The organism is Streptomyces durocortorensis (assembly GCF_031760065.1).
Taxonomy (GTDB): Bacteria; Actinomycetota; Actinomycetes; order Streptomycetales; family Streptomycetaceae; genus Streptomyces.
On the sequence record NZ_CP134500.1, the window covers coordinates 5,910,564 to 5,924,917 of the forward strand.

Annotated in this window: 10 protein-coding genes; 9 read left to right on the top strand and 1 reads right to left on the bottom strand. The window is 71.5% G+C overall.

Going from position 1 to position 14,354, the window contains the following annotated elements; all coding sequences use genetic code 11:
- The first annotated feature begins 80 nt into the window (after nucleotides 1-80).
- The 6 genes from RI138_RS26155 (at nucleotide 81) to RI138_RS26180 (ending at nucleotide 9,089) form a co-directional block, all read left to right on the top strand.
- On the top strand, nucleotides 81-2,183 hold the full coding sequence (locus tag RI138_RS26155) for a glycogen debranching N-terminal domain-containing protein (RefSeq protein ID WP_311121853.1): 2,103 nt from the start codon (nucleotides 81-83) through the stop codon (nucleotides 2,181-2,183).
- 162 nt (nucleotides 2,184-2,345) lie between these two features.
- Nucleotides 2,346-3,104 (top strand): NUDIX hydrolase, encoded by a 759-nt coding sequence (locus RI138_RS26160; protein ID WP_096630690.1) that lies wholly within the window; start codon nucleotides 2,346-2,348, stop codon nucleotides 3,102-3,104.
- A gap of 153 nt (nucleotides 3,105-3,257) precedes the next feature.
- A complete protein-coding gene (locus RI138_RS26165; RefSeq protein ID WP_311121854.1) occupies nucleotides 3,258-5,165 on the top strand; it encodes an ABC transporter ATP-binding protein in 1,908 nt (635 codons plus the stop codon).
- Nucleotides 5,166-5,325: 160 nt separating this feature from the next.
- Nucleotides 5,326-6,213 carry a FadR/GntR family transcriptional regulator gene (locus RI138_RS26170; protein WP_179500268.1) on the top strand — a complete coding sequence of 296 codons (888 nt, stop codon included), beginning with the start codon at nucleotides 5,326-5,328 and terminating at the stop codon, nucleotides 6,211-6,213.
- Between the two features lie 324 nt (nucleotides 6,214-6,537).
- Nucleotides 6,538-8,085: an RNA polymerase sigma factor gene (locus RI138_RS26175; protein WP_311121855.1), complete on the top strand. Its 1,548-nt coding sequence runs from the start codon at nucleotides 6,538-6,540 to the stop codon at nucleotides 8,083-8,085.
- 173 nt (nucleotides 8,086-8,258) lie between these two features.
- Nucleotides 8,259-9,089: a S1 family peptidase gene (locus RI138_RS26180; protein WP_311121856.1), complete on the top strand. Its 831-nt coding sequence runs from the start codon at nucleotides 8,259-8,261 to the stop codon at nucleotides 9,087-9,089.
- 153 nt (nucleotides 9,090-9,242) lie between these two features.
- Here the strand turns inward: RI138_RS26180 and RI138_RS26185 are convergent, their stop codons facing one another.
- Nucleotides 9,243-9,476 (bottom strand): DUF7455 domain-containing protein, encoded by a 234-nt coding sequence (locus RI138_RS26185; RefSeq protein ID WP_006128079.1) that lies wholly within the window; start codon nucleotides 9,474-9,476, stop codon nucleotides 9,243-9,245.
- Nucleotides 9,477-9,923: 447 nt separating this feature from the next.
- On the opposite strand from RI138_RS26185, the gene RI138_RS26190 reads away from it, so the two are divergent.
- The 3 genes from RI138_RS26190 (at nucleotide 9,924) to RI138_RS26200 (ending at nucleotide 14,328) form a co-directional block, all read left to right on the top strand.
- Nucleotides 9,924-12,050 (top strand): DNA gyrase/topoisomerase IV subunit B, encoded by a 2,127-nt coding sequence (locus RI138_RS26190; protein WP_096630695.1) that lies wholly within the window; start codon nucleotides 9,924-9,926, stop codon nucleotides 12,048-12,050.
- 230 nt (nucleotides 12,051-12,280) lie between these two features.
- A complete protein-coding gene (locus RI138_RS26195; RefSeq protein WP_311123014.1) occupies nucleotides 12,281-12,739 on the top strand; it encodes a DUF485 domain-containing protein in 459 nt (152 codons plus the stop codon).
- Nucleotides 12,736-14,328, top strand: coding sequence for a solute symporter family protein (locus tag RI138_RS26200; RefSeq protein WP_311121857.1), 1,593 nt, complete (start codon nucleotides 12,736-12,738; stop codon nucleotides 14,326-14,328). The genes RI138_RS26195 and RI138_RS26200 overlap by 4 nt, the downstream gene beginning before the upstream one ends.
- Nucleotides 14,329-14,354 lie beyond the last annotated feature (26 nt).

The window sequence follows — 14,354 nt, forward strand, 5'->3', positions numbered from 1 at the left end:
GGTGGTGTCGGAGTCGTACGGCCCGTGGCACCGCGGATGCGGCGGCTGCCCGGAGTGCAGAGAAGGCACGGAAGACCCCCATGGCCCTCACCGTCCCGCCCCGGGACCCCACGCCAGCCCCCACCGAAACGCCCACCCCGCCGAACGTCCCATCGCTCGTACCTCCGCCTGCCCCCGGCGGACCGCCGCCACCCGCCGCCGCCCGTCCCCGCCCCAGCCCCCGCTCCGGCGAACTGCCGCCCGTGCACCAGGCGATCATCTGCGTGGCCCTGCCCTGCATGGCGGTCTCCGCGCACCACGGACAGCTCACCGGCCAGGGCCTGGAAGGCTTCTACCGGTCGGGCCGACGGCTCCTCTCGCAGTGCCGGCTTCGCGTGGGAGGCCGCGAACCGCTGCCGGTGCAGGGTCGGTTGGAGAGTTCGGAGCGTGCCTATTTCCTGGGCGCCGTCCGTACTTCCCAGGACACGGGCCCCGACCCGGAGATCACAGTGGAGCGTCGGCGCCATGCCGAAGGCACCGAAAGGATCACCCTGCGCAGTGCGGCGCTCCGACCGGTCCGCCTCGTCGTGGAGGTCTCCCTGGCGACGGACCTGGCAGACCTCGCCGCCGTCGCGGCGGGACACGGCGGGCCGGAGCGCGCCGCAGGGGTGCACGGTTCGGGACTGCGGTGGACCGCACCGGGCGGAGCCGGATCGGCGGTCACCGCGGACCCGCCGCCCCAGGACGTTCTGGGTCATGCGGGCCTGCTGCGCTGGAACGTGGAGCTCATGCCCGGCGCCACGTACCGGATCGAGCTGACCGTCCGCCCGGAGCACCGCGGGCGGATCATGAGCAGGCCGCTCATGAGGCCCGGGGCCCGGCTCTTTTCCGACGCACGGGCCGAGGCGGACGACCCGAGGGCGGAGCCGCTGGTCCGGGCGGGTCTGGGCGACCTGAGGGCGCTGCTCACGGCAGACGAGCGCGGGGCCGGCGGACCGGTCCTGGCCGCGGGGGTCCCCTGGCGCTGCACCCCGTCACCGGCCGAGTCGCTGTGGGCCGCGCGGATGGCGCTGCCGCTCGGTACGGGGCTCGCGGCATCCACCCTGCGCATGCTGGCGAGCAGGCAACTGAAGGGGCCTGGCCACGACTTCGGGCGCATTCCCGGCCCGCTGCGGGACACCGGGCCCGTGCTGCCGCCCAGTTGCACCGGGACCGAGGCCACGCTCGGATACCCGGCGGTGCTGGCCGAGGCCCGCCGCTGGGGACTGCCGGAGACCGAGGTGGCCGACCTGCTGCCGACGGCTGAGCGGTGCCTCCAGTGGCTGCGGGAGGCCGCGTCAGAGGACGGGTTCGTGCCCGACGGCGGGCCCGCTGGTTATCGCCGGGCGGACACCCAGGCGCATGCGCACCGGGCGGCGCTGCTCGGCGCGGATCTGCTCGACGGATGCGGCCGCGGCGGCGGTGACGCGTGGCGGGAGTGGGCGGCCGGGCTGCGGGCCCGGTTCCGGGACCGGTTCTGGGTCGACGACCGGTCGGGCGGCTGCCCAGCGGCCGCCCGGACCGGAGCCGGACAGCCCGTCCGGTATCTCGGGAGCAGCGCGGCCCACCTGCTCGACACGGGACTGCTGGGCGGGGGACGGCTTGCCCAGGGCTTGCTGGACGGCGGCTCGGCGGACCGGCTGGCCAGACTCCTGTCCGGGCCCGACCTGGATTCGGGCTGGGGCCTGCGCACACTGGGCTCCGGGGAGCGGGGGCACAACCCCTTCGGCCACCGTTCCGGAGCCGTGCGGGTGCACGAGACCGCGGTCGCCTGCGCCGGTCTCGCGGCCACCGGACACGAACAGGCGGCCGCCGCCCTGCTGAAGGGCGTACTCGGGGCCGCGGAGGCCTTCGACTACCGGCTGCCGGAAATGTTCGCGGGGGAGCAACGGCGTACGGGCAGCCTCCCCGCGCCGCATCCGGCGGCCTGCCGCCCGGCCGCGCTCTCGGCCGCCGCCGGCATCCACCTGGTCGCGGCCCTCGCCGGAATCCGCCCCGACGCCCCGTCCGCCACCGTCCGCCTGCACCCCCTGCGCAGCGCCCCGCTCGGCGCGGTCCAGCTCTCCGGACTGAGAGTCGGCGGAGAGCCCTTCTCGGTCCGGATCAGCAGACTGGGTCTCGGCATGATCGAGGAAGCCGGCGCGGGACTCCGGCTGGGGGGATGAGGACGGGCAACTGGGACTTGGGAGGAGGGGGGAGGAGGGGGAGGGGGGAAGGGGAGGCCCCCCCGGCCCGGCCCGGCCCGATCCCTCCAGCCCGGCGGATTTCCTGATCGCGAGGACGCTGAAGGGAGTGTTTATCGTCAGGCAGACGACTATGATCACGGCATGCCGCCCTACGACCCGTCGACCTTCCCGCCCTTCGCTGTCACCGTCGACCTGGTCGTGCTCACGGTGCGCCGTCACGCGCTCTGTGCGCTGGTCGTGCGGCGCGGAGAGGCTCCGTTCCAGGGCCGATGGGCGCTGCCCGGCGGTTTCGTCAGGGCGGACGAGGATCTGGGCTCCGCGGCGGCGCGTGAACTCGTCGAGGAAACCGGCCTTTCCGCGCACGATCCGGCGAAGCCGTCCCTCGGCAACGGCGCTCACCTGGAACAGCTGGCGACCTATGGCGATCCGGCGCGCGACCCCCGGATGAGGGTGGTCAGCGTCGCGCACCTGGCCCTCGCGCCGGATCTGCCCGCGCCCCGGGCGGGCGGCGACGCCAACAGCGCGCGCTGGGCGCCGGTGGAGGATCTGCTGCACCCCGGCGCCGGGCGGGAGGGCGAGCAGGCCGCGCCGCTGGCCTTCGACCACGCGCAGATCCTGGCCGACGGCGTGGAGCGAGCCCGCTCCAAGATCGAATACTCCTCGCTGGCCACGGCGTTCTGCCCGCCGGAGTTCACGGTCGGCGAGCTGCGCCGGGTGTACGAGGCGGTGTGGGGCGTCGTCCTCGATCCCCGTAACTTCCATCGCAAGGTCACCGGCACCCCTGGTTTCCTGGTGCCGTCCGGCGGGACGACCACACGTCAGGGCGGCCGCCCCGCGCAGCTGTTCCGGGCCGGGGCCGCCACGGTGCTCAATCCGCCGATGCTGCGGCCAGAGGTCTGAGCCTCCGTACTCCGGGCGAAGCCGCTGTGATGGCCATGCGGAACGCCCGTCGGCCCATCCCTGCACCAAAAGTCGGAAATGTCGCGTTATGTTGCTGCGGTACCCACCTGCCGCCGAGCGGTCTCACCTTCCGCGAGAGACGCGAGAGAAGCGATGCTCCAGGCCATCGGACTCACCAGCACCCCCCGTCGCGGCGCTCCGCCCGCCGTCAACGATCTGACCTTCGAGGCCCCGCCCGGCCGCGTCACGGCCCTGCTGGGTGCCACGGGTTCAGGCAAGACCGCGGCCCTGCGCCTGATGCTCGAACTCGACGCCGGGCGGGGAGTCGCCTACTTCCGGGGTCGGCCGCTGCACCGCATCGCGCACCCGGCGCGCGAAGTGGGCGTGCTCCTCGGTGACGTACCGGGCCATCCCTCGCGGACGGCACGCGGGCAGCTCCGGATGCTCTGCGCGGCCGCGGGCGTGCCCGCCACCCGGGCCGACGAGGTGCTCGAAGCCGTCGGCCTCGCAGGGCTCGGCGACCAGCGTCTGGGCACCCTCTCGGTCGGCATGGACCGCAGGCTCGGGCTCGCCTGCGCCCTGCTCGGGGACCCGCACACCCTGGTCCTCGACGAACCCGCCGACGGGCTCTCGCCGCGCGAGAACAGTTGGCTGTACGGGCTGCTGCGCGCCCACGCGGCCCAGGGAGGAACGGTTCTGTACGCCAGCGGCGACCCCAAGGAGGCGGCCCGCACCGCCGACCACGTCGTCACCATCGACGCGGGGCGCCTCGTCGCGGACCAAGGCGTCGCCGACTTCGCCCGCACCCGACTCCGCCCCCGGGTCGTCGTCCGCACCCCGCATGCGGCCCGGCTGGCCGCCGTGGTCGGGAGGGAGGCGCGGGCCGCTCAGCGCTCCGTCGAGGTTGTCGAGGAGGCGAGTGGGCGGCTGGCGGTGTACGGCAGCAACTGCGCGGAGATCGGCGACATCGCGTACCGGCACAGTGTTCCGCTACACCAGCTCGCCGATGAGGTCGGCGACGCGGGAACCGCCGCCCCGCCGGAAGTGGAGCGCGTTGCCCAGCCGACTCGCGGCGCCCACGGTGGACGGCCGACTCCCGGCTCCCATGGTGCACAGCTGACTCCCGGCTCCAGCGGAGCGCGGCCGGCTCCCGGCTCCGACGGGGCACAGCAAGCCCCCGCCGCCCCCGCCGCCCACGGTGTGCGCCGGGCCCTCGCCGTCCACGGGCCACGCCGGGCCTCGGACGTAGCCCTGTCCGAGCTGCCGCCCCCGATTCGCGTACGCCCCGCGCGCGGCCCGCTGCGCCCGCTCCGGTACGAACTGCGCCGCTCCCTCGGCGTCAGGACAACCGCCGCGATCATGGTGGCCGTTCTGCTGACGTCCGCCGCCGTGTCCGTCCTGCTCGCCCGCACGGACGGCACCGCGCTGCCGCGCCTGCTCGCCGCCTGGCCCGAACTGCTGCCGCTGCCTCCCGCTGCGCTGGGCGCGGGCCTGCTCGGGGCGCTGTCGTTCGGTGACGAGTTCCGCTACCCCGCGCTCGCCGCCGGTCGCGGCACCGTGCCCCGGAGGCTCGGGCTGCTGCTGGCGAAACTCCTCGTGACCGCGAGCTTCGCGCTCCTGCTCGCGGGCCTCGCTGTGGGGTGCGACGCGCAGGCCCTGCGGCTCGTGTACGGACCGGAGTTGATCAAGATTCCGGAGAACTCCCTCGCGCTCGGTGCGAGTTGGGCCGGTCTTGCCGTCGGCTGTGCCTGGGCTGGGCTGCTGGCCGCCGGGGTCTTCCGGGTGGCCGGGGCTGGAATCGCCGCCGTGCTGGCTGTTCCGGTGCTGGTCGTTCCGCTGGTTCAGAAGGTCTTCGAAGCGCCGTCCGCGAGGTCGGTCGCCGGGCTTCCGGGGCGGCTGCGGGAGCTGGCCTGGTGGCAGCTGCCGCAGGAGGCCGACCGCTGGGTCCTCGCCGTCGCACAGGTCGTGGCTCAGCCCGTGGGGGCCGCGCTCGCCCTGTCGTTGTCCGTCCTGATCTGTGCGTATCTGTTCACCGGCCTTCGAGGAAAGGTGCGTTGGTGATCGCCGCCGTCCCGCGCCGGGAGCGGGGCCGCGAAGCCCCCTGAGAAATGGCCGATTTGTAGGTATATGGCGTCAATTGTGTAGCCAGCGCCGATCACCCTTTCGTGTGCTTTTCAGCAAAGACCTCAAGGGGCGGGCGAGCCGGGCCGACAAAGGATGCGTGAGTACCCTTGCGCACACCATGATGACCGCCGCCCGCTCCGCCGACTCCGGCCTGGCCGGTCCGGGCGAACTCGACCGCTATCCCTATACGGAGGCGCCGGCCGGCGAGCGAGCTGTTTCCCGGCCCTGGGGCGGTTCCGATTCCGAGCTGGGACGGGCGAGCCGACGGGGGGCTGCCAGCCGGGGGCGCGGTCTCCACGGCCAACTCGTCCAGCAGCTGGGCCAGATGATCGTTTCCGGTGACCTCGGCGCGGACCGCCCCCTCGTGCCGGAGGAGATCGGTCAGCGGTTCGAGGTCTCCCGCACCGTCGTACGCGAGTCCCTGCGCGTGCTCGAAGCCAAGGGGCTGGTCAGCGCGCGCCCCAACGTGGGCACGAGGGTCCGCCCGGTCAGCGACTGGAATCTGCTGGACCCCGACATCATCGAATGGCGGGCCTTCGGCCCCCAGCGAGACGATCAGCGCCGCGAGCTGGCCGAGCTCCGCTGGACCATCGAACCGCTCGCCGCCCGCCTCGCGGCCGGGCACGGCCGGGACGACATCCAGCAGCGCCTCGGCGACATGGTGGAGATCATGGGGCACGCGATGGGGCAGGGGGACGCGATCACCTTCTCCCGCGCCGACGCGGAGTTCCACTCCCTGCTCATCCAGGCCGCGGGCAACCGGATGCTCGAACACCTCTCCGGCATCGTCTCGGCCGCCCTGCATGTCTCCGGTGGTCCGGTCACCGGCTGTGACCGCCCCGGTGAGTCCTCCCTCGCCCACCACGCGCGGATCACCGACGCCCTGGCCTCCGGTGACGCCGCGGCCGCCGAGTCGGCCATGAGGCAGCTGCTCGTCGTCCACCCCGACGTCGAGCGTGTGGTGCCCGCGCCGCGCGAGCACTGACCGAAGCACGGCCGGGGCGCCGGGGCCCTGTGTCGCCGGACCGCACGGGTCCGGCGGCACAATTGTGGGGAGATGTCATCCCTGGGTCGGTTGGTCGCGAATGAGGTGTGACTCGGGCCACGCGGATTGGGCGTAACACTCCTCGAAGCAGCGCGATGACTTAAGAGGTGACCGCCGCGGAAGGAATACAGCAGGCCCTGAGGGCGCTGTGCAGTTCTGAGGCCAAACCCGCGCCGTCGGCGACATCCCCAGTCGACGGTCGTCGGTTCCAGCCCTCTCCAGGGCGGGGCCGGAAGCCGTTTCCATCGTTCCGAGAGGTTGTTCGTGTCGGCCAGCACATCCCGTACGCTCCCGCCGGAGATCGCCGAGTCCGAGTCTGTGATGGCGCTCATCGAGCGGGGAAAGGCTGATGGGCAGATCGCCGGCGATGACGTGCGTCGGGCCTTCGAGGCTGACCAGATTCCGCCAACCCAGTGGAAGAACGTTCTGCGCAGCCTCAACCAGATCCTCGAGGAAGAGGGTGTGACGCTGATGGTCAGTGCCGCGGAGTCGCCGAAGCGCGCCCGCAAGAGCGTCGCAGCGAAGAGCCCGGTCAAGCGCACCGCCACCAAGACCGTCGCGGCGAAGACCGCCGTGACCAGGACCGTCGCGGCCACCGCCGCGCCGACGGCCGAGAGCGCGGGCGCGGTGGCCGATGACGCCGTCGCGGCCGCTCCGGCCAAGAAGACCGCCGCCAAGAAGACGGCTGCAAAGAAGACCGCCGCGAAGAAGACGGTGGCCAAGAAGACAGCGGCGAAGAAGTCCGGCAAGCAGGACGACGAGCTCCTCGACGGCGACGAGGCTGTCGAGGAAGTCAAGGCCGGCAAGGGCGAGGAAGAGGAGGGCGAGGGCGAGAACAAGGGCTTCGTCCTCTCCGACGACGACGATGACGACGCACCTGCCCAGCAGGTCGCCGTCGCCGGCGCCACCGCCGACCCGGTCAAGGACTACCTGAAGCAGATCGGCAAGGTTCCCCTCCTCAACGCCGAGCAGGAGGTCGAGCTCGCCAAGCGCATCGAGGCCGGTCTCTTCGCCGAGGACAAGCTGGCGAACGCCGACAAGCTCGCGCCGAAGCTCAAGCGCGAGCTGGAGATCATCGCCGAGGACGGCCGCCGCGCCAAGAACCACCTCCTGGAGGCCAACCTCCGTCTGGTGGTCTCCCTGGCCAAGCGTTACACCGGTCGCGGCATGCTCTTCCTGGACCTGATCCAGGAGGGCAACCTCGGTCTGATCCGCGCGGTGGAGAAGTTCGACTACACCAAGGGCTACAAGTTCTCCACGTACGCCACCTGGTGGATCCGTCAGGCGATCACCCGCGCCATGGCCGACCAGGCCCGCACCATCCGTATCCCGGTGCACATGGTCGAGGTCATCAACAAGCTCGCGCGTGTGCAGCGCCAGATGCTCCAGGACCTGGGCCGTGAGCCCACCCCGGAGGAGCTGGCCAAGGAGCTCGACATGACCCCCGAGAAGGTCATCGAGGTCCAGAAATACGGCCGCGAGCCGATCTCGCTGCACACCCCGCTCGGCGAGGACGGCGACAGCGAGTTCGGTGACCTGATCGAGGACTCCGAGGCCGTCGTCCCGGCGGACGCGGTCAGCTTCACGCTCCTCCAGGAGCAGCTGCACTCGGTGCTCGACACGCTCTCCGAGCGTGAGGCCGGCGTGGTCTCGATGCGCTTCGGACTCACCGACGGTCAGCCCAAGACGCTGGACGAGATCGGCAAGGTCTACGGCGTGACGCGCGAGCGCATCCGTCAGATCGAGTCGAAGACGATGTCGAAGCTTCGACACCCGTCGCGCTCGCAGGTTCTGCGCGACTACCTCGACTAGGAGTCGCGAGTACCTCGGTCGAGCGCGAGGACGGCCGAGCGCGAGAACGACCGGCCGAGGGCCCGGAACCCCCCCCAGGGGATCCGGGCCCTCCGGCGTGTCCTCGGGTGCGGACAGCGGGAGCCTGGATCACGCTGGGTGGATTGTCTTTCACCTCAGCGTCAGGAGCCTCCATGCCCCGTTCCGTAGTCCGTGCCCTGACCGGGGTGCTGGCCCTGGCCGCTGCGACGGCCGTGCTGCCGCTCGCCTCCCCTGCCCCGGCAGTCGCGGACAGCATCATCGTCGGCGGGCAGCCCACACCCGTGGCGGACAGCCCCTGGGTGGTGGCCCTGTCGAGCCGTGACAGGTTCGGGGGAGCGAGGTCCGGCCAGTTCTGCGGCGGGGTCGCCGTGGCGCCCACGAAGATCCTGACGGTCGCCCACTGTCTGGGTGACGAGGCGCTCGGCGGACCGGCGAACCGGGTGAAGGACCTGCTGGTCATCTCGGGGCGCGCGCGGCTGAGCGATTCCGGCGGCCTGGAGACCCCGGTCCGGGACATCTGGGTGAATCCGGCGTACGACCCCGGCTCCAACGCCGGCGACCTCGCGGTGCTGACCCTGGCCCGGGCGCTGCCCAGGAGCAGCGTCATCCCGATGGCGCGGGCCGGGGACGCCGCCTACCGGGCCGGGACGGCCGCGGACGTCTACGGGTGGGGTGACACGACGGGCAGCGGCACCTACTCCTCCGTACTGCGCTCCGCGCGGGTCCATGTCCTGTCTGACCGCGACTGCGCGCGCGCCTACCCGGGCGGCAAGGAGGGTACGTACGACGCCTCGGCGATGCTCTGCGCGGGCGAACGCGTAGGGGGCCGGGACGCGTGCCAGGGGGACAGCGGAGGGCCGCTGGTGGCCCGTGGGCGGCTCATCGGCCTGGTGTCCTGGGGCAGCGGCTGCGGTCGGGCGGGCAGCCCCGGGGTGTACACGCGGGTCTCGGCCGCCCTGGAGTGGGCCGCGGGCCGCATCTGAAGCGGCCCGCCCGGCGCGGAGGCGGCGAGAACTGCGGATACGCGGGGACGGTGAGAGCCGCGGATACGACGAGAACGGGCGGCTCCCCCCGGTGGGGGAGCCGCCCGTCGGCTGGTCCTGGACCAGCCCCTGGCTCGTCGTGGATGCGAGGTGTCAGTGTTGGTCCTCGTCGGCGGCGGCCGTCTGCACGGCGGTGAGCCGATCCGTCTCATCCTGTATTTCCGCGGCGATCTTCTTGAGTTCCGGCTCGAACTTGCGTCCGTGGTGGGCGCAGAAGAGCAGTTCACCGCCGCTGATCAGGACGACGCGCAGATAGGCCTGGGCGCCGCAACGGTCACAGCGGTCTGCTGCGGTCAGCGGGCTCGCGGGGGTCAGAACAGTAGTCACGTCGCCTCTTCTCTAGCTCGACGAGCTGTCGTACCAGGGTCAACATCCAACCAGGCCGAAAACGTTCCCGCTCGTGGCTTTTCTTCGAAACTTCTTCTCGGTGTGGCTGTCTGTTGCCGGTTGGCGGCGAATGTGCCGTATGCGGAGCGCTACGGTTTCGCATTGCTTGTCTTGGGGGTGTGTCCCGCCGGCCGGCTTGCCGGTTTGTTCATGAGGACGTGCCCGGAGCCTAAATGGTTCATGCGTCGAAGGGAACGTGATGTGCACGTCACTCCAACGAATGATCGAACATCCATGCGAGCCTGGATGAGGCTCGACTAGCATGAGGATTCCCCGAGGGTGGCGTTACAACCGCTCTACCAGGCCTCTGTAGGCTCTCAGCGGCAACCGAAGCCCAGCCCGATACCCACCGGGGCCCCAGATGAAATTCAGCGAGGAGCGAACCGCGTGACCGCCGAAACGTCCGTGCCGTCCACCGCGATGCTGGCCGCAGCAGGCGGCGACCGGGACAGCTCCAACTACACCGCGCGGCACCTCCTCGTCCTCGAAGGGCTGGAGGCCGTCCGCAAGCGCCCCGGGATGTACATCGGGTCCACCGACAGCCGCGGCCTCATGCACTGCCTCTGGGAGATCATCGACAACTCCGTCGACGAGGCGCTGGGCGGCTACTGCGACCAGATCGAGGTCATCCTCCACGACGACGCCTCCGTGGAGGTCCGGGACAACGGCCGCGGCATCCCGGTCGACGTCGAGCCCAAGACCGGGCTCTCCGGCATCGAGGTCGTCATGACCAAGCTGCATGCCGGAGGCAAGTTCGGCGGCGGCTCCTACGCGGCCTCCGGGGGCCTCCACGGCGTCGGCGCCTCCGTGGTCAACGCACTCTCCGCCCGTCTGGACGTCGAGGTCGACCGCAACAGCGCGACCCACTCCATCAGCTTCCGGCGCGGCGTCCCCGGCATGTTCACCGAGCAGGGGCCGGACAGCCCGTTCGACCCGGCCAACGGCCTGCGCAAGGGCAAGCGCGTCCCCAAGACCCGCACGGGTACCCGGGTGCGGTATTGGGCGGACCGCCAGATCTTCCTCAAGGACGCCAAGCTCAACCTGGAGACGCTCTACCAGCGGGCCCGCCAGACGGCCTTCCTCGTCCCCGGCCTCACGATCATCGTCCGCGACGAGCGGGGGCTCGACGGCGAGGGCAAGACCGAAGAGACGTTCCGTTTCGACGGCGGCATCAGCGAGTTCTGCGAGTACCTCGCCCAGGACAAGGCCGTCTGCGACGTCCAGCGGCTGACCGGCACGGGCACCTTCAAGGAGACCGTTCCCGTCCTCGACGACCTCGGCCACATGACCGCCACCGAGGTCACCCGCGAGCTCGGCGTCGACATCGCGCTGCGCTGGGGCACCGGCTACGACACCACCGTCCGGTCCTTCGTCAACATCATCGCCACCCCCAAGGGCGGCACCCACGTCAGCGGCTTCGAGCGCTCCCTCACCAAGACGGTGAACGAGGCGCTGCGCTCCGCGAAGATGCTGCGGGTCGCCGAGGACGACGTCGTCAAGGACGACGCCCTCGAAGGGCTCACGGCCGTCGTCACCGTACGGCTGGCGGAGCCGCAGTTCGAGGGGCAGACCAAGGAGGTGCTCGGCACCTCGGCGGCCAACCGGATCGTGGCCAACGTGGTCGCCAAGGAGCTCAAGGCCTTCCTGACCTCCACCAAGCGGGATGCCAAGGCCCAGGCCCGGGCGGTCCTGGAGAAGGCGGTCGCCGCCGCCCGCACCCGGATCGCGGCCCGGCAGCACAAGGACGCCCAGCGCCGCAAGACCGCGCTGGAATCCTCCTCGCTGCCCGCCAAGCTCGCCGACTGCCGCAGCGACGACGTCGAGCGCAGCGAGCTCTTCATCGTCGAGGGCGACTCGGCGCTCGGCACCGCCAAGCTGGCCCGGAACAGCGAGTTCCAGGCGCTGCTGCCGATCCGCGGAAAGATCCTCAACGTACAGAAGTCGTCCGTCTCGGACATGCTCAAGAACGCCGAGTGCGGTGCGATCATCCAGGTCATAGGAGCCGGGTCCGGGCGGACCTTCGACATCGACGCCGCGCGCTACGGGAAGATCGTCCTGCTGGTGGACGCCGACGTCGACGGCGCCCACATCCGCTGCCTGCTGCTGACCCTCTTCCAGCGCTACATGCGCCCGATGGTCGAGGCCGGACGGGTTTTCGCCGCGGTGCCGCCGCTCCACCGGATCGAGCTGGTCCAGCCCAAGAAGGGGCAGGACAAGTACGTCTACACCTACTCCGACAGCGAGCTGCGCCAGACCCTCCTGGAGTTCCAGCGCAAGAACGTCCGGATCAAGGAGTCGATCCAGCGCTACAAGGGCCTGGGCGAGATGGACGCCGACCAGCTGGCCGAGACGACGATGGACCCGCGCCACCGCACCCTGCGGCGCATCAACATCGGGGACCTGGAATCCTCCGAGCAGGTCTTCGACCTGCTGATGGGCAACGAGGTCGCGCCCCGCAAGGAGTTCATCACCAGCTCGGCGGCCACCCTGGACCGCTCGCGCATCGACGCCTGACCCTCGAGGGTCCGCCCGGCCCCCGCTCCCGGACCACCGGGGCGGGGGCCGGGCGCGTTCCCGGGATTCGCGCAGCCGTCCGGGACTTCTGTCACCTGAAGGGGTGAAGCCGGGCGAATGGCTCGCCGGGGATCTTCCCGAACGGCCCATGGTTGGGTATGCGGCCGAAGGGGTCCGTGGACCAGGGGAGTTGCGCGGTGGAGAAGGAAGCAGGGCCGGAGGCCGCAGGAGTGCGGCTCGACGACCCGTGGGACGACGTGCCGGTCTCGGGCTGGGGCGACGAGGACGGCACGGCGGGGCCGGATGCGGCCCCCAGCGCGGCCGACATCTATCTGGAGGTGCACCGCAGCGCCGCCTTCCGCGAGGTGCGCCGCCGCTACCGCCGCTTCGTGGTGCCCGCCGCCCTCGCCTTCCTCCTCTGGTATCTCGCCTACGTCGTCGCCGCGACCAGTGCGCCCGAGCTGATGGCCCGCCCGGTCGTCGGCGCGGTCAATGTGGCGATGGTGGCCGGGCTCGGCCAGTTCCTCACCACCTTCCTGCTGACCTGGGCGTACGCACGGCACGCGCGGCTCCGCAGGGACCGGGCCGCACTCGACCTGCGGTGGGACACCCAGGAGATGACGAGGGGACTCGGACAGAACATGGCCAGAGGCCTGGGCCAGGAGATGACGAGGGGGCCCGTACGTTGAGAGGCGACCACCAGACACTGGCCCTGCTCCTGTTCAGCGCGTTCGTCGCGGTGACGCTCTTCATCACCACCTGGGTCAGCCGCAACCGGCAGGGCTCAGCCGAGGAGTTCTACGCCGGCGGACGGCTGTTCTCGCCCATGGAGAACGGATTCGCCATCGCGGGCGACTACATGTCGGCGGCCTCCTTCCTCGGGATCTCCGGCCTGATCGCACTCTTCGGCTACGACGGCATGCTCTACTCCGTCGGCTTCCTCGTCGCCTGGCTGGTGGTCCTGCTGCTCGTCGCCGAACTGGTCCGCAACTGCGGCCGGTTCACCATCGCCGACGTGGTCGCCGCGCGGATGGCGGAGCGCCCGGTGCGCACCGCGCTCGGCACCTCGTCCGTCACCGTCTCCGTGCTCTACCTCGTCGCCCAGATGGTCGGCGCGGGCTCCCTGGTGGCCCTGCTGCTCGGCGGGACGAGCGGCACCGCCCGGTCCTGGACGGTCGTCGGCGTCGGCGCGCTCATGGTGGTCTACGTGTCGTTCGGCGGCATGCGTGCCACCACCTGGATCCAGATCGTCAAGGCGGTCCTGCTGATGGCCGGGGCCGTAACCCTCACGGTCCTCGTCCTGGTCCACTTCCGCGGTGACATCAACAGCCTGCTGAACACCGCCGCCGAACGCAGCGGCCACGGCAAGGACTTCCTCGCCCCGGGCCTCCGCTACGGCGGCGACTGGACCTCCCGCTTCGACTTCATCAGCCTGGGCGTCGCCCTGGTCCTCGGCACGGCGGGGCTGCCGCACATCCTGTCGCGCTTCTACACCGTGCCGACCGCCCGCGCCGCCCGCCGGTCGGTGGTCTGGTCCATCGGCCTCATCGGCAGCTTCTACCTGATGACGATCGTGCTCGGGTTCGGCGCCGCCGCACTCGTCGGCTCCGCCGAGGTCCGCGCCTCGAACGGGGCCGGCAACACCGCCGTCCCGCTGCTCGCCCTGAACCTGGGCGGAGGCGAGGGTTCCACCGGCGGAACGGTTCTCTTCGCCGTGGTCGCCGCCATCGCCTTCGCCACGATCCTGGCCGTCGTCGCCGGGATCACGCTCGCCTCCTCCGCCTCCGTCGCCCATGACCTCTACGCCTCGCTCCACCGCCCGGGGCGCAAGCAGTACGGCGAGGTGGCCGTGGCACGCGTGGCCGCCGCGGTCATCGGCGTGGTGGCGATCGGCCTCGGCCTGCTCGCCCAGGATCTGAACGTCGCCTTCCTGGTGGGCCTCGCCTTCGCCGTGGCCGCGTCGGCGAACCTCCCGGCCCTGCTCTACTCCCTGTTCTGGCGCGGCTTCACCACCCGGGGCGCGGTCTGGGCGGTGTACGGGGGCCTGATCCCGGCGGTCGTCCTGGTCCTGGTCTCGCCTGTCGTCTCGGGCAGCCCCACGTCCCTGTTCCCCGGAGCCGACTTCCAGCTCTTCCCGCTGGAGAATCCGGGCCTCGTCTCGATCCCGCTCGGCTTTCTGGCGGGGTGGCTCGGTACGGTCACCTCGCGAGAGAAGCCGGACGCGGCCAAGCACGCCGAGACGGAGGTCCGGGCGCTGACGGGGGCGGGTGCGGCGTAGGGCGGGGCCGGGCGGGCCCGGCCCCG

What these genes read in the sequence shown, in the direction of transcription:
- RI138_RS26165 (WP_311121854.1), top strand. Translation starts at nt 3,258, where the DNA reads ATGCTCCAGGCCATCGGACTCACCAGCACCCCCCGTCGCGGCGCTCCG.
- RI138_RS26180 (WP_311121856.1), top strand. Translation starts at nt 8,259, where the DNA reads ATGCCCCGTTCCGTAGTCCGTGCCCTGACCGGGGTGCTGGCCCTGGCC.
- RI138_RS26160 (WP_096630690.1), top strand. Translation starts at nt 2,346, where the DNA reads ATGCCGCCCTACGACCCGTCGACCTTCCCGCCCTTCGCTGTCACCGTC.
- RI138_RS26155 (WP_311121853.1), top strand. Translation starts at nt 81, where the DNA reads ATGGCCCTCACCGTCCCGCCCCGGGACCCCACGCCAGCCCCCACCGAA.